Annotated in this window: 20 protein-coding genes; 11 read left to right on the top strand and 9 right to left on the bottom strand. The window is 41.7% G+C overall.

Going from position 1 to position 20,085, the window contains the following annotated elements; all coding sequences use genetic code 11:
- Positions 1-20: 20 nt before the first annotated feature.
- From iscR to trmJ, 3 genes are all read right to left on the bottom strand, one after another.
- On the bottom strand, positions 21-482 hold the full coding sequence (gene iscR, locus EGC82_RS08960) for a Fe-S cluster assembly transcriptional regulator IscR (RefSeq protein WP_124730450.1): 462 nt from the start codon (positions 480-482) through the stop codon (positions 21-23).
- Between the two features lie 231 nt (positions 483-713).
- On the bottom strand, positions 714-1,535 hold the full coding sequence (gene cysE, locus EGC82_RS08955) for a serine O-acetyltransferase (RefSeq protein ID WP_124730449.1): 822 nt from the start codon (positions 1,533-1,535) through the stop codon (positions 714-716).
- Positions 1,536-1,554: 19 nt separating this feature from the next.
- On the bottom strand, positions 1,555-2,277 hold the full coding sequence (trmJ, locus tag EGC82_RS08950) for a tRNA (cytosine(32)/uridine(32)-2'-O)-methyltransferase TrmJ (RefSeq protein ID WP_124730448.1): 723 nt from the start codon (positions 2,275-2,277) through the stop codon (positions 1,555-1,557).
- Between the two features lie 150 nt (positions 2,278-2,427).
- Between trmJ and suhB the strand changes: the two genes are divergently transcribed.
- The 6 genes from suhB to EGC82_RS08920 all read left to right on the top strand — a co-directional run bounded on the left by suhB (position 2,428) and on the right by EGC82_RS08920 (position 6,478).
- Positions 2,428-3,231, top strand: coding sequence for an inositol-1-monophosphatase (suhB, locus tag EGC82_RS08945; RefSeq protein WP_124730447.1), 804 nt, complete (start codon positions 2,428-2,430; stop codon positions 3,229-3,231).
- Between the two features lie 441 nt (positions 3,232-3,672).
- The gene (locus EGC82_RS08940; protein WP_124732609.1) at positions 3,673-4,077 is read left to right on the top strand and encodes a phosphate-starvation-inducible protein PsiE; all 405 of its coding nucleotides are present in this window, start codon (positions 3,673-3,675) and stop codon (positions 4,075-4,077) included.
- Positions 4,078-4,336: 259 nt separating this feature from the next.
- On the top strand, positions 4,337-4,639 hold the full coding sequence (locus tag EGC82_RS08935; RefSeq protein ID WP_124730446.1) for a PilZ domain-containing protein: 303 nt from the start codon (positions 4,337-4,339) through the stop codon (positions 4,637-4,639).
- Between the two features lie 102 nt (positions 4,640-4,741).
- Complete coding sequence (locus tag EGC82_RS08930; RefSeq protein WP_124730445.1) at positions 4,742-5,410, top strand: AAA family ATPase; 669 nt, start codon at positions 4,742-4,744, stop codon at positions 5,408-5,410.
- A complete protein-coding gene (locus EGC82_RS08925) occupies positions 5,397-5,747 on the top strand; it encodes a replication protein RepA (protein ID WP_124730444.1) in 351 nt (116 codons plus the stop codon). Before EGC82_RS08930 ends, EGC82_RS08925 begins: the two co-directional genes overlap by 14 nt.
- 338 nt (positions 5,748-6,085) lie before the next feature.
- Positions 6,086-6,478, top strand: a complete 393-nt coding sequence (locus EGC82_RS08920) for a VF530 family protein (RefSeq protein ID WP_124730443.1) — start codon at positions 6,086-6,088, stop codon at positions 6,476-6,478.
- A gap of 28 nt (positions 6,479-6,506) precedes the next feature.
- Here EGC82_RS08920 and EGC82_RS08915 read toward each other — a convergent pair whose 3' ends face one another.
- Genes EGC82_RS08915 through EGC82_RS08905 form a run of 3 tightly spaced genes read right to left on the bottom strand, consistent with a single transcriptional unit; the run spans position 6,507 to position 8,463 of the window.
- Positions 6,507-7,415 (bottom strand): hypothetical protein, encoded by a 909-nt coding sequence (locus tag EGC82_RS08915; protein ID WP_244212559.1) that lies wholly within the window; start codon positions 7,413-7,415, stop codon positions 6,507-6,509.
- Between the two features lie 45 nt (positions 7,416-7,460).
- A complete protein-coding gene (gene ribA / locus EGC82_RS08910; protein WP_124730441.1) occupies positions 7,461-8,069 on the bottom strand; it encodes a GTP cyclohydrolase II in 609 nt (202 codons plus the stop codon).
- Between the two features lie 37 nt (positions 8,070-8,106).
- Positions 8,107-8,463 carry a YibL family ribosome-associated protein gene (locus EGC82_RS08905; protein WP_059746680.1) on the bottom strand — a complete coding sequence of 119 codons (357 nt, stop codon included), beginning with the start codon at positions 8,461-8,463 and terminating at the stop codon, positions 8,107-8,109.
- 450 nt (positions 8,464-8,913) lie between these two features.
- Between EGC82_RS08905 and EGC82_RS08900 the strand changes: the two genes are divergently transcribed.
- Together EGC82_RS08900 and EGC82_RS08895 are read left to right on the top strand one after the other, a co-directional pair.
- Positions 8,914-11,391: a TonB-dependent receptor gene (locus EGC82_RS08900; RefSeq protein ID WP_124730440.1), complete on the top strand. Its 2,478-nt coding sequence runs from the start codon at positions 8,914-8,916 to the stop codon at positions 11,389-11,391.
- Positions 11,392-11,538: 147 nt separating this feature from the next.
- Positions 11,539-12,777, top strand: coding sequence for an NADH:flavin oxidoreductase/NADH oxidase family protein (locus tag EGC82_RS08895; RefSeq protein WP_124730439.1), 1,239 nt, complete (start codon positions 11,539-11,541; stop codon positions 12,775-12,777).
- Here EGC82_RS08895 and nrdG read toward each other — a convergent pair.
- The 3 genes from nrdG to rssA form a co-directional block, all read right to left on the bottom strand.
- Positions 12,764-13,234: an anaerobic ribonucleoside-triphosphate reductase-activating protein gene (gene nrdG / locus EGC82_RS08890; protein WP_124730438.1), complete on the bottom strand. Its 471-nt coding sequence runs from the start codon at positions 13,232-13,234 to the stop codon at positions 12,764-12,766. The two genes, EGC82_RS08895 and nrdG, sit on opposite strands and share 14 nt — an antisense overlap.
- Complete coding sequence (nrdD, locus tag EGC82_RS08885; protein WP_124730437.1) at positions 13,234-15,351, bottom strand: anaerobic ribonucleoside-triphosphate reductase; 2,118 nt, start codon at positions 15,349-15,351, stop codon at positions 13,234-13,236. Before nrdD ends, nrdG begins: the two co-directional genes overlap by 1 nt.
- Positions 15,352-15,921: 570 nt before the next feature.
- On the bottom strand, positions 15,922-16,860 hold the full coding sequence (rssA, locus tag EGC82_RS08880; RefSeq protein ID WP_124730436.1) for a patatin-like phospholipase RssA: 939 nt from the start codon (positions 16,858-16,860) through the stop codon (positions 15,922-15,924).
- Positions 16,861-17,045: 185 nt separating this feature from the next.
- On the opposite strand from rssA, the gene EGC82_RS08875 reads away from it, so the two are divergent.
- From EGC82_RS08875 to EGC82_RS08865, 3 genes are all read left to right on the top strand, one after another.
- Positions 17,046-18,401 (top strand): DEAD/DEAH box helicase, encoded by a 1,356-nt coding sequence (locus EGC82_RS08875; RefSeq protein WP_124730435.1) that lies wholly within the window; start codon positions 17,046-17,048, stop codon positions 18,399-18,401.
- 131 nt (positions 18,402-18,532) lie between these two features.
- Entirely contained in the window at positions 18,533-18,970 is a 438-nt protein-coding gene (locus tag EGC82_RS08870) for a DUF3010 family protein (protein WP_124730434.1), read from the top strand.
- Positions 18,971-19,090: 120 nt separating this feature from the next.
- A complete protein-coding gene (locus EGC82_RS08865; protein ID WP_124732608.1) occupies positions 19,091-19,693 on the top strand; it encodes a YgjP-like metallopeptidase domain-containing protein in 603 nt (200 codons plus the stop codon).
- The last annotated feature ends 392 nt before the right edge of the window (positions 19,694-20,085 follow it).

Here is a 20,085-nt window from a genome sequence, read left to right as displayed (position 1 = left end):
AATCAATCAACATAGCCGAGTTACAAACTCACTCTATGTTCCTTTTGTATTTCATCTTGCTTTAACGAAATAAATCTTACATCTCGCTTTTGCATTAAACCTGCAAGAGAAATACCATCTAAAAAATCTGAAATTTGTTTACTTAAGTCGCCCCATAAAGAATGGGTTAGGCAACGAGTACCACTTTGGCAGTTACCTTTTCCTTGACAACGAGTGGCGTCTACAGATTCATCAACAGCATGCACGACCATGCCAACTGAGATATCGACGGCTTCTAAACCAAGACGATAACCACCACCGGGTCCACGAACGCTTGATACCAGACCATTTTTACGTAACTTAGCGAAGAGTTGTTCAAGATAAGACAAAGAAATTCCCTGCCTTTCAGAAATATCAGCCAAAGGCACAGGACCAGTAGCAGAGTGAATCGCAACATCCAGCATAGCTGTCACTGCATAGCGACCTTTTGATGTAAGTTTCATAACTTGTACTGCTCCCAAAAAGTATGCAGTAATTTCATCATACCCGAGTAATTTAGTCAAGTATTAATCCTACTAAAACACTCGGGTATTATGGCATTTCTTATAACAAAAAGGTCCATGTTTTGGAGTCAGGTATTTAACCTTTTTATCTTGTAACATTCAATCCCGACAGGATAATTAATCATATTATCGGTCATTTTTTTGACCTGAATCTACAATGACTTACGATTGTTAAATACTCGGGTCAAACTTATCAATATCTTGTTTACGATGAGTTGCTGCTGCTCGCGACGCCTCGTCGAAGGCATCAACGTTCAACTCTGGCAACTTTTTAGTACAGACTTCGCCGCCCATTTGTTGGATGGCATTACACAGTTCTTGTACTTTAGAGTCCATTAAATGCATGTGATCAAGCATTTGCCCAATGGCATTAGCCACTGGATCGGGGTTATCTGGTGACACCGCATACGCATCAAACCCGTACTTTTTAGCCATTTCAGTGCGGCGTTCAGTTTTTTCTTTTGACTGATTAGTCGGCGATGACACCACACGTCCCGGAATACCCACGACGGTATGATCGCTAGCAACATCTTTAACCACCACAGAATTTGAACCGACACGGGCACCGTCATGCATCGTAATTGGGCCCAGTACTTTAGCCCCAGCACCAATCACCACATTATTGCCTAATGTTGGATGACGCTTACCTGGCTGCCAGGTAGTCCCGCCCAAAGTAACGCTATGATACAAGGTACAATCATCGCCAATTTCGGCGGTTTCACCAATAACAACGCCCATACCATGGTCAATAAAGAAACGTCGGCCAATGGTCGCACCAGGATGAATTTCAACACCAGTTAACCAGCGAGAAAATGTCGATAAACAACGGGCGGTAAAACGCCAGTTAGCGAGCCAAAGTTTATGACTAATGCGGTGGATCCAAATCGCATGCATACCCGGGTAATTAAATATTATCTCTATGGTACTGTTTGCAGCAGGATCGCGATGATAAATCGATTCGATGTCTTCTTTTAATCTAGCGATGACGGCCATGGTGTTGTTCCTTTACTGCTTAATCTTGTTTATCCACTTTCTTATCAATGGAAGTCAAAATACCGCGTAGAATATTCATTTCTGCGGTTTCGATACGGGTACGAGTATATAAACGACGGAGCTTAGTCATTACTTGTCCTGGATGATTTTTAATCACAAATCCGGTTTTAGACAATGTTGACTCTAAATGAACGAAGAAACGTTCTAGCTCAGAGGTTAATGGATATTCATCCGCAACGACTGGTGTTTCTGTTTGCGCTAAGTGCGCGACTCGAGTTTCGTAACAAATAATTTGTACAGCTTGAGCCAAGTTTAGTGAGCTGTATTCTGGATTGGCTGGTATCGCCACGTGATAGGTACACTTTTGTAGCTCTTCATTACTTAAGCCATGATTTTCACGGCCAAAGACAATAGCAACAGGACCAGTTAAGCTTTCCTGAGTTAGCTTCAAACCTGCTTCACGGGGATCAAGCATCGGCCAGTCAAGGGTTCTACTGCGAGCACTAGTGGCTATGACTAAACTACAATCAGCAATAGCCTCTTCTAATGAATCAACACGAGTTAAGTTTTTGAGAATATCTGATGCACCTGCAGCAAGCGCTATCGACTGCCCATCGGGCTCAGTTCTTGGCTCTGCAAGATATAAATTTGATAAGCCCATGGTTTTCATCGCTCTAGCTGTAGAGCCAATATTACCAGGGTGCGAAGTACCAACTAAAACAACACGAATATTACTGAGCATGTAGCACTTTCTTCTAGCTAAAAATATTACCGATATATTAACACAATCGTTAAAAATTACGTTATATGAAAATCTGCATTTGATATAACGCTGAAATTAAGTATAATGCGGGCGCTATTTTACTCGTTCTTTAACATCCAGGGGATTGCAATGCATCCGATGCTGACTATTGCCACACGCGCTGCTCGCGCTGCTGGCCAAACTATTATGCGCGCCTATACTGAACTTGACCGTGTTGAGGTAAGCAGTAAAGGTATTAATGATTTTGTGACTAGTGTAGACAAGGAAGCAGAAGCAACTATTACTTACCAAATTCGTAAATCATATCCAGACCACACCATTATTGGTGAGGAAGACGGTGAAAACCGTGGTACTGATAAAGACTACGTTTGGATAGTTGATCCTTTGGATGGCACTAACAACTTCGTTCGTGGTATTCCTCATTTTGCGGTATCTATCGCTGTTCAATATAAAGGCAAAATTGAAGTTGCCGTTATTTACGATCCTGTACGTGAAGAGTTATTTTCAGCGGTTCGCGGCAAAGGCGCTAAGCTAAATGATTTCCGCATGCGTGTGACCAACGTAAATGATTTAACCAGCACTATGATTGGTACCGGTTTCCCATTCAAAGCACGTCAACACACAGAAAGCTATATGGCTATTTTGGGTGAAGTATTCCCATTGTGTGCAGATATTCGTCGTGGAGGTTCAGCTGCGTTAGATTTAGCTTACGTCGCTGCAGGCCGTTTAGATGGTTTCTTTGAAATTGGCTTAAAGCCTTGGGATATCGCTGCAGGTGACTTAATTTGTCGCGAGGCTGGCGGTACCGTTACCGACTTTATGGGTGGGCATAACTATATGACTTCTGGTAACATTGTGGCAGGTAGCCCAAAAGTAACCTCTCAATTAGTTAAGACTATGCGTCCGCTACTAAATGAAGGCTTAAAGCGTTAATCGCTGACCTTTATTAATAAAAAAACCGTTAAAGTTTCGCTTTAGCGGTTTTTTTATATCAGTTAAATAGCTTATCCCCCCACCTCATCAGCATAAAATTTTATCCCTTCATCTAGTTAATACTTATATCAATAACATAGAATAACTAACGTCCTAAGTTCTAGCTCTAAGTGGTAGGTGGTAGGTGGTAAGTGGTAAGTGGTAAGTCGCAGCCAATAGACCAACACGAATATCTATTATAAAACCTAATATTCACCCAACAAGCTGCAGCAATTGAAACAAGCCAGCCGGTCAATCACAGGATAATGAATGCCATGTGACCGTTAAATTATACATCGATTTAAATAGGCGCTATTTATCTCACAAAATCGATCGAGATCACTGGGAAATTTACTTGAAGTCGTCAATAATAGTGTTTTGATTTTATTAATGAAGATGACTATGCCATTACTGCGAAAAGTAGGACTAAAATCCTTAAAAAATATCGAACATTTAGTGTTATTAATTATCGCACTGGCAACGGTATTTGCTATTGGTGAAGAAATTCTCCACATGATTGCCATTCGCACCGTCGAACTGGCCGATTTACTCTTACTGTTTATTTATCTTGAAGTATTAGCGATGGTCGTTAATTATATTGAGTCCGGTAAATTACCTATTCGTATGCCGCTTTATATTGCCATTGTTGCATTGGCTCGATACTTGATTTTAGACATGAAAGCGATGGAAGATTGGCGTATTTTAGCCATTTCACTGTCAACGATTTTACTGGCTGGCACGGTAATTGTAATCCGTTGGGGTCAGTTGAAAATGCCTTACCCTAAAAACCAGGACTACGATAATTAATCATCTTAGCGGCTTAGCTAATCAATACTGAGTATCTTTAATCGCCATATTAATACAAATTTAGTTTTGCTTAATAAAGTCGTTATGCTAAAAATGGATACAATCAACCTAAATTAACCCTGAAGTTTAACAACACATAAATAGCGGCCGCAGAATATTGTAACGTTACTGGTTAATTAAAATCAGTGGTATCGATAATAAATCGACACTAAACAACAAAATAGATGCATAAAGATCAACCATTTCAAGGAGAAAAACAATGGAGCAAGAACCAACAGGATTCGACGAAAAACGCAGTTCTTTACGTGTAGATATGGAAGCCGAACGGATACGCCTAGATTGGATTAATGCACAAGGCGAATCATCTACTGATCATGGTATTTGCATTGATTTGGCTCGCAAAGGCGTGTTATTTGACTTTAAGGCTCCTTTTAAAGTAGGTGACTTAATCGCATTAACCTTTAATGAAAAGACCGATAAACAAAATACCATTAAAGGCCAGGTCTGCCGCTGCTCTGAATGCTCAACTAATAGTTACCATATTGCTCTACAGCTCATTTAATTGATTATTTTTATGCAGTCCTCTATAGCTACTCTATAATCAAGCTAGGATACCAATCGAAAACTTCGGTGCAACAAAGCGCCTAGTATCAAGGATCACAACATGATATTGCTTGTTGGTGGAGAAAAAGGTGGCAGTGGCAAAAGCTGTTTAGCGCAAAATATTGCCGTACACATTAGCCAAAAACATGATGCCAATGTACTCATGGTTGACTGTGATCCGCAACGAACAACATCAGACTGGATCCAAGCTCGCAATAATGATCCCAGTTTAAAAGCCATCAATTGTATTCAGCTTTATGGCAAAATACGTAATGACCTGCTGAGCTTAAATGAGCGGTTTGACTATGTCATCGTTGATTGTGGTGGCCAAGATAACCTTGCTATGCGAGCGGCAATGTCTGTTGCAACCTATGTTGTTATCCCTCTTAGGCCTAAGCGTCGCGATCTAAAAACATTACCCCATATGGAAGACATGCTTAGCACCTGCAAGATGGTCAACCCAAAAATGATTGCTGCGATTGTGATAACCCAATGCCCTGCACTGCCATCTCAAGGAAAGCGTATTTTAGAAGCTAAGGAAGTGGTTGAGTCTTTTGGTTTACGCGCACTCAATGCTGTAACAATTAGTCGTAATATCTATGATGATAGCGAAGAGAGTGGATCTTCTGTGCTTGAAATCGATCCTAACGGTAAAGCGGCTGATGAGATTCGTGCTATTGCCGATGAACTTTTTGCGATTCCAGCAGAAAATAGCTATGAGTTTAACTGATCTTAAGCGCAAGAAACCCAAAGATACCCGAGTTAAGGTATCGGTAGACGACTTCATTGAAGATGCTAACAAATATGCGTTGGGTCTTGATTCTGCTCATGGCCAGAGCACTATTCCGTTAAATACTCAAGATTTCTTAAAAGGGCTTGATAAAAAAAGTACTAAAATTTATCGTCATGCCACCTTTACCCTGACCGAAAAAAGCATTTCACAGCTAGATGAACTAGCCAAAATCAGTAAAGTCGCTAAATCTAAAATACTAAGAATACTCATTGACGATTTTTATCAACAAGGCAGCACTAAGCAAGCTGAATTATTGGGTAAAACATCGCGTTAATAGTAATACTTTTAAATAAGTATTCTCAATAAGATGCTGGTAAATACTGTACTGTAATGAGTCTAACAATACCTTATGAACGAATGATAATTGGCTCCTCGAAGCAAAATCATTAACTTTAGTCACTACCGCAATTATTGCAGCAATAATTATTCTTAACATTAAAGGTAAAGGCGACATTGATACCGATGATGAAGACAACGTTACATTAGCTAACAAGCAATAATCACTAATGTGGAAGCAAAAAAATGGCAGCCTAGGCTGCCGTTTTTGTGTTGATATCACTTTAGCAGCAATATAGGTATAATATTATCAAACTCAATTAGCTCGCACGGTCCATGACACAAGCAAACAATCCGCTTCACGGCATAAAACTAGAAACTATCGTGACTTCACTCGTTGAAAAATACGGCTGGGAAGAACTCGCATCTAGGATAAACATTCAGTGTTTCAAAGATAACCCGAGTGTAAAATCCACCTTGAAGTTTTTACGTAAAACGCCTTGGGCTCGTGACAAAGTTGAATACTTATATCGTAAAGCAAACAAGCTGCCATTACCGCCGCCTAAAGAAGATAGCCGTGGTTCATTTTCCGCTAAATCTCGGCCAGCCAAAGCCAAAGTGACCGCGACGAAACCTACAGCAAATAAAGTTGTTTCAGCCAAGGCAAGCTCAAAGACTGCATCGACAGAACCAGTGAATGCCAATATTTGGGGAACCAGCGAAAATTAATTTATTCATCTATTCACATTGATAGGGCTTATAGCGGAAATTCAAAAATTAAGCGCCACACTTTAAGCCCACCACCCACTTGATAACTTAATCCAAAATGTTCAATTTCGACACTGTCTAGACCTATCGCACTCAAGGTGATGGGTTTAGAAAATGCCAACGTTGTACCTATTTCATAAGTATATGAGGTCAACACATCATCCCCCACCGGAGTGACGAACTTTAGTTTGTCGAAATACCAATGGCCGGCAATAAAAAATCGTGGTTCAACCCGGACATCTTTCCACTGCCAATCATAATTAACCCCAAAGTCGACACCCGTTTTTAAGACCGAGTAACCCTCTGTGCTGTCATTTTGATTGCTTAGATAACCGGCATAATAAATTCGGTTTACCCAAACGGGGGTGAACAATGGTACATCAAGTTTATAAAGTACAGAAATGCCAGTAGAAAAAATCCCTACATGACTGTAAGTTGAAAAATTGTGCCCATAGCCCAAATCAACATAACTCTCTAGGGTTAGCTTATCGTCCACCAGCCAGTGATATTCAAGCCCTGGCGTTAAGGTGATGGTGCCGACATTTTTAGGAATACTGCCTTGGGGTAAATCATTAAATGAATAATCAAAAAAGCCGAATGATGCTGTAAAGCGTAACTTCAATACATAATCATCTGCTGAATCAAGTTCAAACCCCATAGGAATATTAGCAACGGCAGCACTTTGGCCAGAGGTGCGATAAATACCACTGCCTAAATAATTAGCAAACGCATAATGGGAAGCATCGGGTTCGGTAATTAATTCAGGTGGTGTCGTTGAAGGTAATTCAGATGCATGGCTCATATGACTCAATAGCATGAGTAATACCACCAAAGTTAAACGATAAGGGATATGTATAAAACGTAAATAATCAAACGATGATGGCCCAATAAGCTGCATATTCTGCCCTTGTTTCATCATCATTTAGACTATTATAGTGCCAGACTATTCATCGTGAAAATGGTATTCCGACATCATATGACCTAGCTCAGTAGACTTGGTTTTTAAATATGATTCGTTATAACGATTTTTACCCACTTGTAACGGAATACGTTCAACCACTTCAATACCCACACTTTGCATTGCCATAACTTTGCGCGGATTATTGGTCATCAACTTCACTTTAGTGACACCAATTTTTTCTAACATCGGCAAAATCATGTCGTACTTACGCATGTCAGCTTCAAAACCTAAACGTAAATTGGCTTCGACCGTATTGGCGCCGGCATCTTGCAACTCATAAGCACGAATTTTATTGAGCAAACCAATCCCACGTCCCTCTTGGCGTAAGTACAACAAAAAGCCTTGGCCTTTCTCTGCAATACTTTGCATTGCAGCTTGTAATTGAAAACCACAATCACAACGTAAACTAAATAATGCATCACCGGTCAAACATTCAGAATGAATACGACCTAGCATAGGTTGAGTGGGATCCAGTTGACCAAATGTCAACGCAACGTGTTCTTTACCTGTGGCAGTTTCTTCAAAACCGTGCATAGCAAAAACACCCCAAGGAGTGGGTAACTTAGATGTTGCGATATACTTTACCGACATGAATTAACCTTACGACAACTAACTGTAAAAGAAAATATTAGAACTTAGCAGGCGCAAAACCCGTCACATCTTTTATGCCCATTTCACGGCCTAATGCTGTTAAAGGATGCACAACGACTAAACCTTTTACCGACTTATTCAACTTACCCATATCGGCTTGTTCAGCTTTAGTCAGCACGCGCTTAAAACCTAACGCTTTCAACGCCACGCCTTCTTTGCTGAACTCGCGAGTTTGCTGGCCTTTAATGCTGGCGATTCGCTTAGTCACAGTCGCCACTTCTTTCTTAAACTGCAGGACAATCGTGGCATCGCCACGTGCTTCAGCCGCAGCTAACTTGCGACGAAACTTGTCTAATTTATCATTCAATGTCTGCAGTTCTAGCTTTAAATTCATTTGATTACCTTAAGTGCTTTGGTGTGTTAGTGAATCGTTTACGCTTATACGTTTGTCACAACACCGTTTCGGAGGCAGATTATATACCCAAAAGCACTCAAGATGCGAATAGCAAACGTTTCATATATGGATGTACAGGCAAAATTTTTTACCTAGAACAAACAATCTGGAAATTATCACATTACCAACATCCATTAACACGACCACATGACACACTCATTGGGTAACTCACGCTAATGTACGTTTATAGCGCTGAAGCGCTAAATTTATAGATGACAGATCGCCTTCAATGGTCTGTTAATCATGCTAATCGTTTATTGAGATTGTTTGATTTATCAGCAACCAAATCACCAAAACCCATTTTTTACCACATATAACAAAACTCGCTATTGCAATACTTATGATAATCATTATCATTCGCGCCATTGTTAATAAAGAGCTTACCTTGTTATGACGCCATTACGTTTATCTCTACTTGCCCTTGCTTGTCAAAGTGTATTGTTTCCCGTTTATGCTCACGCACAAACACCAGTTACCCAACCTGAGGTTACTGCGCAATCTTCAGATGATACGGACAATGCATCACCCTCAGCCAACTATGAACGAATAACGGTTTATGGCCGACAAAACCAAGTAGTGATGAACTCAGGTTTAGCAACTAAATCTGATATGTCACTGATGGAAACGCCTGCGGCGGTAGTGATTGTTGACGAAGCATTAATCGATGCCCAAGGCGTCAGTAACATGCAAGATTTAATTCGTAATATCAGTGGTGTGACCCAAGCGGGTAACAACTACGGTATTGGTGACAACCTCGTCATTCGAGGCCTAGGAGCAAACTACACCTATGACGGCATGTATGGCGGCGCAGGACTTGGCAACACCTTTAACCCTACCCGTTCGCTCACTAATGTCAGTTCGGTTGAAGTGTTAAAAGGCCCTGCTACCGGATTGTACGGAATGGGAAGCGCTGGCGGCGTAATGAATTTAATAGAAAAGAAGCCAGAGTTTGTCAGTAAGCATGTTATGGAAGCCGAAGTGGGTCAATGGGACACATATTCATTTATGGCTGATAGCACAGGTGCTGTCACTGACGATGTCGCCTATCGTGTGGTAGCAAAAAGTGCTCGCAGTGACGGATACCGCGATTTAGGAACCGACCGCGACGAAGTCTACGGCTCGCTAAAGTTTGTGTTGAACGACAACCAAAACCTCATGCTGTCTACCGCTTACATAAACGATTCTATTCCCGTAGATTCCATTGGCCACCCAATCCGGATTTATAATGCGGCTTCTGTTGATGGTAAAACGGCAGACCAGGTAAGTTGGCAAGATTTGGTTAATGACCCTACCAGCAGTGGCGTGCAGCTCACCGATGAGCAGCGTCAACAACTGGCTAATTCACTGAGTGCATCAGATGGTGAAACACCTTACGATTTTGGTCATAATGGCTTAATTTCACCAATGGCAAAAGATAACGAAGGTGAAGAGTTACGTTTCAAACTGACTCACAACATTTACTTAACCGATAACCTGTTTTTAAACCAACAATTGCAATACCGAAATTATGAAACCAGTTTTGCTCGCCAAACTGGCGCGTATAACTACGTGTATTGGGAACGAAATGGCATCATTAACCAAGACCCACGCGCGCCGTTAGTTGAAGATGAAGTGTTATATCCTTATGCAGCTCGTCGTCAGGAGTATCGTAAAGTTTCTGCCGATGAACAATCTTGGCAATACTTTGCTGACTTACGTTACGACTTTGACATTGGCAATATCAGTAACGAATTATTAGTTAATGCTAACTTTGAAGACCGCACAATTCGCTTCAAACAATACTCAATTTGGGATGCCGATTACGTATTAAAAGACAGCAATGGCGATGTATCTTACCAAGGTACCCTGCCATACATTTACGATATTCGTAACCCCAACTGGGCCGAAGGCGAATTTGAAGATTACGATCCATTACTGACCAGTAATTACAATAAAACCGTCACCGCATGGGGTTTAGGCGTACAACATGTCGGATACCTTGGTGCTGGCTTTACCAGCCGTATTGGGGTGGCATTTAATGAAATTAAGCAAACCTATGAACATCTTGGCGTTGATTCCCGTTACAGCTCAAGCTTAGCTGAGCCACAACCAGAAGCGGACACTACAGATAACGGAATTACCTTCAATCTTGGCTTAACGTATATGCCAACGGATGATGTTTCAATTTTCGTTAATCACTCTAAAGGTCGTACAGCCTACAGTGTGTTGGGCGATGTTACCGGCAATGAAGCCGACCGCGAAGACTCAGAATCGGTCAGTAATGACTTAGGCGTGCGTTTCAAAGCGTTTGATGACCAACTATTAGCCTCATTAGTCTTTTTTAAATCATCACGGACTAATATTGCCTACAGTAACCCTAACTACGACAGCAGTGCGGTAACCTCTACAATAGACCCTTATTTTTACGACGGCAGTGAAGATACTAAAGGCGTCGAGCTCGATTTAAATGCCAATTTAAATGAACAGTGGAAAGTGAACGTTAATGGCGTTTACCAAGATGCTCGTGACAATCAAAATCCTAATAGCAGTGATTATGGTCAACACCAGAAAGGCGTGCCATACCTTACAGCAAGTGCCTGGGTGACTTATGCAGCAGAACTGAGTTTACCCGCGCCAGTATCGGTAAGCTTAGGGGCTGAATATGTCGGTGAGCGCAGCACCAGCTCAAGCTCATTTGGTATACCGGACGGTTATGTACCGGCCTATACCGTGATAGATTCTGCGATTAGTTATGATGTTGAACGCTACAAAATTCAACTAAACTTAAATAATTTACTTAATAAATCATACTACGACAAAGCGATGTTTTTGGGTGGCCTTCCCGGCGAAGAACGTAATGCTAAGTTAACCTTAACTTATCGCATATAAGCCCCCTTACGCCCGAGTTGAACGCAAAGCCATAAGCTTACCGCGACCACTTTAAAACACTGCCATCTGGCAGTGTTTTTGTTTATAGCCTAATTGCACTAATATAGACGCTACTGATGCAACCCTTAGTGTTAAGGATCTACTTTCATGGTTGATAACCTGTTTACCCCCTATTCATTACCTAACGGCGGGATAATCCCTAATCGCCTTGTCAAAGCGGCTATGGAAGAAAACCTCGCCAATATACAACAACAACCAGATGCCGCCTTATTCGCGCTTTACGGCGCATGGGCCAAAGGCGGGGTGGGGTTGATCATTACCGGTAACGTAATGATCGACCGCTTTGCCATGACAGGTCCTGGCGGAGTGGCATTAGACGCTGGCAGTGATTTAGCCCCATTTAAGCAATGGGCCAGTATCGCCAAACAAAAACAGGCTAGAGTGTGGATGCAACTTAATCATCCTGGTAGGCAAGTCTTTAAAGCTATGGGTGGTAAAAACCTAGCACCATCAGCAATAGCATTGGACCTTGGTAAGCATTCATCAATGTTTTCCAAGCCACAAGCCATGACCAGCGCAAATATTAATGATGTGATCACTCGCTTTGTCACCACAGCAGAACTGGCTCAACAAGCAGGATTTGATGGAGTACAAATTCATGCTGCTCACGGTTATTTACTGGCGCAATTTTTATCGCCATTAACCAATCAACGTAACGATGAATGGGGCGGCAGTTTAGAAAACAGATCCAGGTTATTAATCGAGGTGATCAAGCAAGTTAGGCTTAAGTGTGGCGCCCATTTTGATATTGCGATAAAGCTTAACTCAGCAGATTTTCAGCGGGGTGGTTTTGATATTGATGATGCAGAAAAAGTGATTAACATGCTGGCGCAGTATCAAGTGGACATGGTCGAATTATCGGGCGGAAGTTATGAAGCGCCAGCGATGCAAGGGCGCAGTGCTGATGAGCGAACATTAGCCCGTGAAGCTTATTTTTTAACATTAACCGAACAGTTAGTCACCCGCTCACCCATGCCGTTAATGTTAACAGGTGGGATCCGCCGTAAAGTTGTTGCCGAGCAGGTCATTAATGCCGGGTTCGCATTATGCGGCATAGCCAGTGCATTAGCGTTTTACCCTGCATTGCCGACATTATGGCAAAACCAGCCAGATTTTACGCCGTCGCTACCAAGTGTTAATTGGCAAAGTAAGCCCCTTGCGGGTTTAGCCACTATGGCCATTATTAAACGCCAATTAAGGCGCATGAGCCAGGGGCAAACCCCGCAGACAAACGACTCGCCAGTGTGGAGCTTAATTGTTGATCAATTTAACACTAAGCAACGCACTAAACGCTATCGAAATACGCTCGGTATTACTCGCGATTAACATGATGAATAATTTGATTACTGCTGCCGCGCCACAATAGCGCAGGATCGGCTTTATCTTGTTCAAACTTACCGTCTATCAACACATCCACTAACTCAACCACAGCTTGTTGCTGTGGCGTTAGCTCGCCTAGTTGATAACCAGTCCATAACCAAATATCTTTTTCGGGACATTCCGCCTTTACCCTAGTAACCAATGCCAATATAGCTTCTAGGTTAGCTGGATGCAGCGGATCACCACCACTTAGCGATAAGCCACGACGATAAATACGACTGTCGGTTAAATCAGCCATAATTTGATCTTCTAACGCTTGGCTAAATACATGTCCTGCATCTACTCGCCAAGCACTTTGGTTATAGCACCCCTTACAAGCATGTTCGCAGCCGCTGACAAATAACGTACAGCGGGTGCCCTCACCGTTGATCACATCAATACTATGATAAGCACTGTAATACATTATAAATGCTTCACTCTGCGTTTTACTTCTTCTTGCTTACCAAAGTTAAACGGCCTAGCGTCAGGACTGCCTAAATAACCACATACACGGCGGGTAACCGATACCCTACTTGGCTCATGATTGCCACATTTGGGGCAGACAAACCCCTTACTGGTACAATTAAACTCACCAATATAGCCACAATCGTAACACTCATCTATTGGGGTATTAGTGCCGTAATATGGCACTCTGCTGTAACTGTAGTCCCAAACATTTTCCAGTGCTTCAATGTTATTTTGCATATTAGGAAATTCGCCGTAACAAATAAATCCACCATTGGCGATAGCCGGATAAGGTTGTTCAAAATCAATCTTATCGTATGGATTAACTTTCTTTTCAACATCTAAATGGAAGCTATTAGTGTAATAACCTTTATCGGTCACCCCTGGCACGACCCCAAACTGAGCAGTATCTAGCTGACAAAAACGACTGCATAAATTTTCACTCGGGGTACTGTACAAACTAAAACCATAACCGGTTTGTTGCTTCCAAGATTCAGTGGCTTGCTTTAGATGAGTAATAATGGCAACGGCTTTATCACGTAGTTGAGCATTATCAAACACATGTTCAGCATTGTCATATAAAGCATTAACCGTTTCATGCAGACCAATAAAACCTAACGAAATTGATGCTCGGCCATTTTTAAAAATGTCGCTAACATCATCATCGGCCTTTAAACGTACGCCGCAAGCGCCTTCCATATAAAGGATTGGTGCCACTCGGGCTTTTACACCCGCTAAGCGCGCAATACGCGTATCTAATGCTTTGCGAGCAATCAACAAACGCTCATCGAGTAATTGATAAAAACGTTGTTCATCTTTACCTGCTTCTAATGCAATGCGCGGTAAGTTAAGGCTAACCACACCTAAATTATTACGTCCTTCGTGTACCATTTGACCGTCTTGTTCATAAACGCCCAAAAAGGAGCGACAACCCATCGGGGTTTTAAATGAACCAGTGACTTTAACCACTTGATCATAATTTAAAATATCCGGATACATGCGCATGGTTGAACAGGTTAACGCCATCTTTTTAATGTCGTAATTGGCATCTGCGGGTTTATGATTAACACCATCTTTGATCGCAAACACCAATTTAGGAAACACTGCCGTTTTACGGTTTTTACCTAAACCAGCCATGCGCACCGTTAACATAGACTGCTGAATTAACCGCGACTCCCACGACACCCCCAAACCAAAACCAAAGGTAACAAACGGGGTTTGGCCATTAGCGGTATGCAAGGTGTTGACTTCATATTCCAGTGACTGAAATGCGTCATGACACTCTTTTTCGGTTTGCGTCATCGCATAACCTTCTACATCGGCCACTTGCCATTTTTTAGCCACGCTAAGGTGCTTTTGATAACTAATCTGCACGAACTCAGCTAACACTTCATCAATACGGTTAATGGTGGTTCCGCCATAAATATGGCTCGCAACCTGGGCAATAATTTGCGCTGTTACTGCCGTTGCCGTCGAGATTGATTTAGGCGGCTCAATTTCAGCATTACCCATTTTAAAGCCATGAGTTAACATGCCTCCCAAATCGATTAGCATGCAGTTAAACATGGGGAAAAATGGCGCATAATCTAAATCGTGATAATGGATTTCACCTTTTTCATGAGCGGTCACCACATCTTTAGGTAATAAGTGAGTTTTAGCGTAATGCTTGGCAACAATACCCGCTAACAAGTCTCGTTGAGTGGGAATTACTTTGGCATCTTTATTGGCATTTTCATTTAAAATGGCACTGTCTGATTGCTCAACCAGGCCGCGAATAGCACAATTTAATTTACTTTGAGTCTCACGATGAGTGTCACGATCGTGTCGATATTCAATGTAATGACGTGCCACCGACTTAAAAGGCCCAGACATTAATAAATTTTCGACTGCATCTTGTAGTTCGTGAATATCTACTTCGGTTTTTGCCGCCATTTGTTGTTCAACTATTTGCGCTAATTGCTGCGCATATTGATGATCAGCTTGACCGGCAGACTCCATTGCAGCTACCACAGCCTCTTTGATCCTACATCCATCAAACGCTGTTCGGCAACCATCTCTCTTCACGACTACGAGCATACAACCATCCTTTTAAAGCACTACATATAGCGATTTAATTTACTAACAACACAATATGATGTGTATTAAATACATTAACGCTGAGCATTACTTTGATCCAGATCATAATTATCGGCAGTACTTAATATTGAAAAAAAGCTTGCTATCAGCAATAGATATTGTAGGCGTAGTGGGTAATTCTGAGCGAGAATAACAATGGCTAAAAATAGAAAAAATTGACGGGTATAAGATACCTTCTGGCATACTTTGGGGGATGGTAAAATATTTTTAATCAACAAACTTATCAGTAAACACCTAGGCGGTGGTATTTTACAACCCAAAATAATGATTTATTGCTGTTCGTAAATGGTGAATGGCTAATTACGATAATGAGCACAGACGAGGCGGCACGCTTGTTTGCATAACCTACCTAGACTTCATGACATGTATTGGTTAGGCAACAAGCATCCATTTAATAAAATACATTACGCTACATTACACGCGGCCATTTGATAATAAGCGTTAACGCCGCAGTAGCGAACGGGGGTATTTATAAAAAACACACCATCAATGATCGCTACCGCTTAAGCGTTACTTTAAGGTTGCTTCAATTAAGTGTTGGATATCTTTTACTGCCTGCTCACCTGCTTTAATCGCTTCTTTGGCACGATGAAACTCCATGGTGCCAATTTCGCCTACATTAGGCACAATACAAATATCAGGTGGCTCGCCCATTAAACGCGAGCGTTTATGCCGTTGTTCTAAAATATCCATCGATTGCGACATCACCGCCAACATACCTGGATGAGATTTTGAACTGCCCATAGCAAGCTTGTCGGTTAAACCACTCATGTATTCTTTGCCTTTGCCCCATAAATCCATAAAGCCAGACTCAAGTTCACGCTTTTCATCAATAGGTTCTGACTTACTGGCTTTACGACTTTTAACTTGTTCAGGGATCAAGTGCATATGGCCGCGGCGATGACCGTTTAAATCCACCGCAATAACTACGTCAACCCCCATAGAACGCGCCAATGAAACCGGCACAGGGTTAACCACTGCGCCATCTACAACCCAACGATTACCTTGCTGCACAGGTGGTAAAAAACCGGGCATTGAACATGAAGCCCGAACCGCATGGCGTAAGTCGCCTTCTTTAAACCAAATCTCTTGCCCTGAATATAAATCGGTCGCGACTGCAGCAAAGGGACGATTCAGCTGTTCAATGTTAAGGTCACCAATACGATTAGCCAATACATCAAATACTTTTTCGCCACTAATAAGTCCACCTTTACGCCAACCTAAATCCATTAACCCCAGAACATCCCAACTTGAAAAGCCACTCACCCAAGATTCAAGTTCATCCAAATGATTATTGGCATACGCTGCGCCCACTAATGCACCCACTGAACACCCAGCAATTTTATCTGGATAAATATCTAGTTTGGCTAACCCATTCAATACCCCAATATGTGCCCAACCTTTAGCGGCTCCGCTGCCTAGCGCTAATCCCACGGTGAGCTTTGTCATCTTTGTTCCTTCCATACTTGATATATAAACTTTTACGACAACATCCGGCTAAATTATCCCATCGTGATGCCAAACGCAGGCAATAATATAATGCTAAAAAATAGCATAACTAAAGCGACTCTTGTTGGCTATAGCAAGGTGAAACAGCTATAATCGTCGGCTATCATTTTTTAGGGGATTTACCTTTGCAATTTACCGATTTTTCGTTGGACAAGCGCCTGCTTGACAGTTTAAAGCACCTTGGCATTTCTACGCCTACCGATGTTCAAGCGCAAGCACTTCCCATTGCCTTATCAGGTAAAGATTTAATGGCATCGTCTAAAACCGGCTCAGGTAAAACCTTAGCGTTTTTATTGCCAGCAATGCAACGGGTAATATCTACCAGAGCATTGTCGAAAAAAGATCCTCGGGTACTTATTTTGCTACCGACACGAGAACTGGCCCAACAAGTTTATGGCCAATTACGTTTGTTAGTCGCCAATACCCAATATAAGGCCATTAGTGTCCTTGGCGGTGAGAACTTTAACGATCAAGCTAAAGCCTTATCTAGAGACCCGCACTTTATTGTTGCCACACCGGGACGTATTGCAGATCACTTACAGCAACGTCACTTATATTTAAATGGCTTAGAATTACTGGTTCTTGACGAAGCTGACCGTATGCTCGATTTAGGTTTTGCACCACAGCTAAAAGCCATTAATGATGCAGCCGACCATAAGCGACGCCAAACGTTAATGTTTTCAGCTACGTTAGATCATGAAAGCATCGGTGACATTGCAACAACATTGCTCAAAACACCAAGCCATGTGTCTATCGGTGAGTCTTACACTGAACATAAAGATATTGAGCAACGAATTATTTTGGTTGACCATTTAGACCATAAACAAGCCTTGCTACAGCATATTTTAAGTCAAGAACAACACAAGCAAGTGATTGTATTTACCGCTACGCGTTCAGATACGGACCGTTTGGCGACATTGCTAGCCGCAGAAGGTTTTGCCACCTCAGCACTCAGTGGTGATTTAAAGCAATCGGCTCGTAACCAGATTATGGATCAATTTGCTCGCGGCCAATCAAAAATATTAGTGACAACAGATGTGGCATCACGCGGCCTTGATTTAATCAACGTATCATTAGTCATTAACTTTGATATGCCAAAGTTTGCTGAAGAATACGTCCACCGTATTGGTCGTACTGGCCGTGCGGGCGCTAAAGGCGATGCGGTGTCATTTGTGGGTCCTAAAGATTGGGACAGCTTTAAAAAAGTACAATTGTTTTTACGTAAAAACTTCGACCTCACTGTGATTGAAGGCTTAAAGGCCAAATTTAACGGCCTAAAAGATAAGCCTCAAACAGGCAAAGCCGGTACCAGTGCAAAAGCAGCCGTGGTCAGCAATAGAGTTAGCGCGGTTAAAAAACCTAAAGCCGCACCTAAAAGTGATAAACGCTTTATTACTGGTGTCGATGTAGGTGATGCGCCTGTCCGTCGTAAAGTGAAACCGATTGTCATCATTGAAGAAGACGGCACAACAGAAGACTAAATTACACTGAATCGCTGATAAACGGCGATAACAACATAATCAATGTAGGGCAGTAAACTGCCCTACTACAAATGAACAATAACGAGTATGGCCAGCGGCACTCTCGTATGAATAAACCAGTAAGGATTAACATGAAAATTTGTGGTATGGAATTAAAAGGCGGCGAAGCCATTATCTGTTTACTGACCTATGAAGGCGAAACTTATAACGTGCCAGCATGTCGTAAAGTTTCATTCAGTATTTCACAATCGGCTAGCACGGAATCTATTCGTGAGTTTGATTTTGCGTTTAAAAAACTCATGAGCGATTACAAAGTTGATGAAATTGCTATTATTGAACGTGAACAAAAAGGTAAGTTTGCTGGCAGTGCCACCAGCTTTAAACTTGAAGCAACACTTCAGCTAATGGACCTTCCTGTTTCGCTTATTTCTCCTTTGACCATTAAAGAGCAATTAAAGCGCAACCCGCCACAAGTTGATTTTGAATCATTAGACCTAAAACGCGTCCAGCTTAATGCCTTTGACGTTGCTTATGTTCAGCATAACCGACTCATTTTCGGTAAAGTGTAACCCACTGCTGTCGTTCTATTGTGGCGTTACCAATTCTGTAAAAAGATAATGGTAACGCCAAAACTAATCAGTTGATCTATGCCAGACACTAAATCTAAAACGCTCAAAGCCCCACCTAAAATGCCGGTCAAGTCGGCGAGCCAATCATTAAAACCCAAAGCAGATCTTAGCCTGTTAATCACTAGCGCAGACATCAAAAAGCAACAAAGTGAACAGAGTGCCTTACGCTATCTAAATGGCTATCTACCTGACGTGGTTGATAAAATCCGCCAATTAGTTGATGCTAACGAATTAGCTGCACATTTTCTAACCCGCTATCCAAAAGTACACGAAGTACGTACAGATAAAGCCTTGTATGCTATGGCAATCGAATTAAAAAATACCTATATGCGGCAGTCAGATCCATTAGCCAAAGTTATTTTTGATGAAAAAATCAGCTTAAGCCATCATGCACTGGGATTACATTCTTATGTTAATCGCCGCCAGGGTAATAAAGTTAAAGCCAAAAATGAAATTCGTATTGCCTCACACTTAAAGCACATTCCATTTGAATTATTACAAATGGTGGTGGTACATGAACTGGCTCACCTACGCGAGAAAGAACACAACAAAGCTTTCTATCAGTTATGCACTTATATGCTCGCTGATTACCACCAATTAGAATTTGATATGCGAGTATGGTTAGTTGCAGAAGAAGTCGGCCAATCACCTTATACTAAGTAAATGATCCAGTTTCGAACTCTTAGGTGAGTTTACCCGATTATCACCTGCCTAACAGAGTTTGAGTTTATGGCCTCTGGCAAATAATAGGCGTTAAATAATAATACCTCGCGCCACGAGTTCGTTCAAAATATGGTTACTAGGTGAGTTTGAATATACTTAGCGTAGAGAAAATTAAACTCAGTTCTATTGAAAAGCAAAAACACTCCACGATGAACAGCTCAATCTTGGAGCCAGTTCTAACCACGGATTTATCGATTCAATCAGACATTAGCCACACATATTATTCCCTAATTAAGGGGGGAGTAATACGTGTGGTATAGTCTATAACGTCTGTTAAACATCACCGCGGTCGATTCAACTCAAGCATTGATTTAAATCAATGCGTATTAACA

It is taken from the genome of Shewanella livingstonensis (assembly GCF_003855395.1).
Classification (GTDB): Bacteria; Pseudomonadota; Gammaproteobacteria; order Enterobacterales; family Shewanellaceae; genus Shewanella; species Shewanella livingstonensis.
This window is presented reverse-complemented; position numbering and strand designations above follow the sequence as displayed.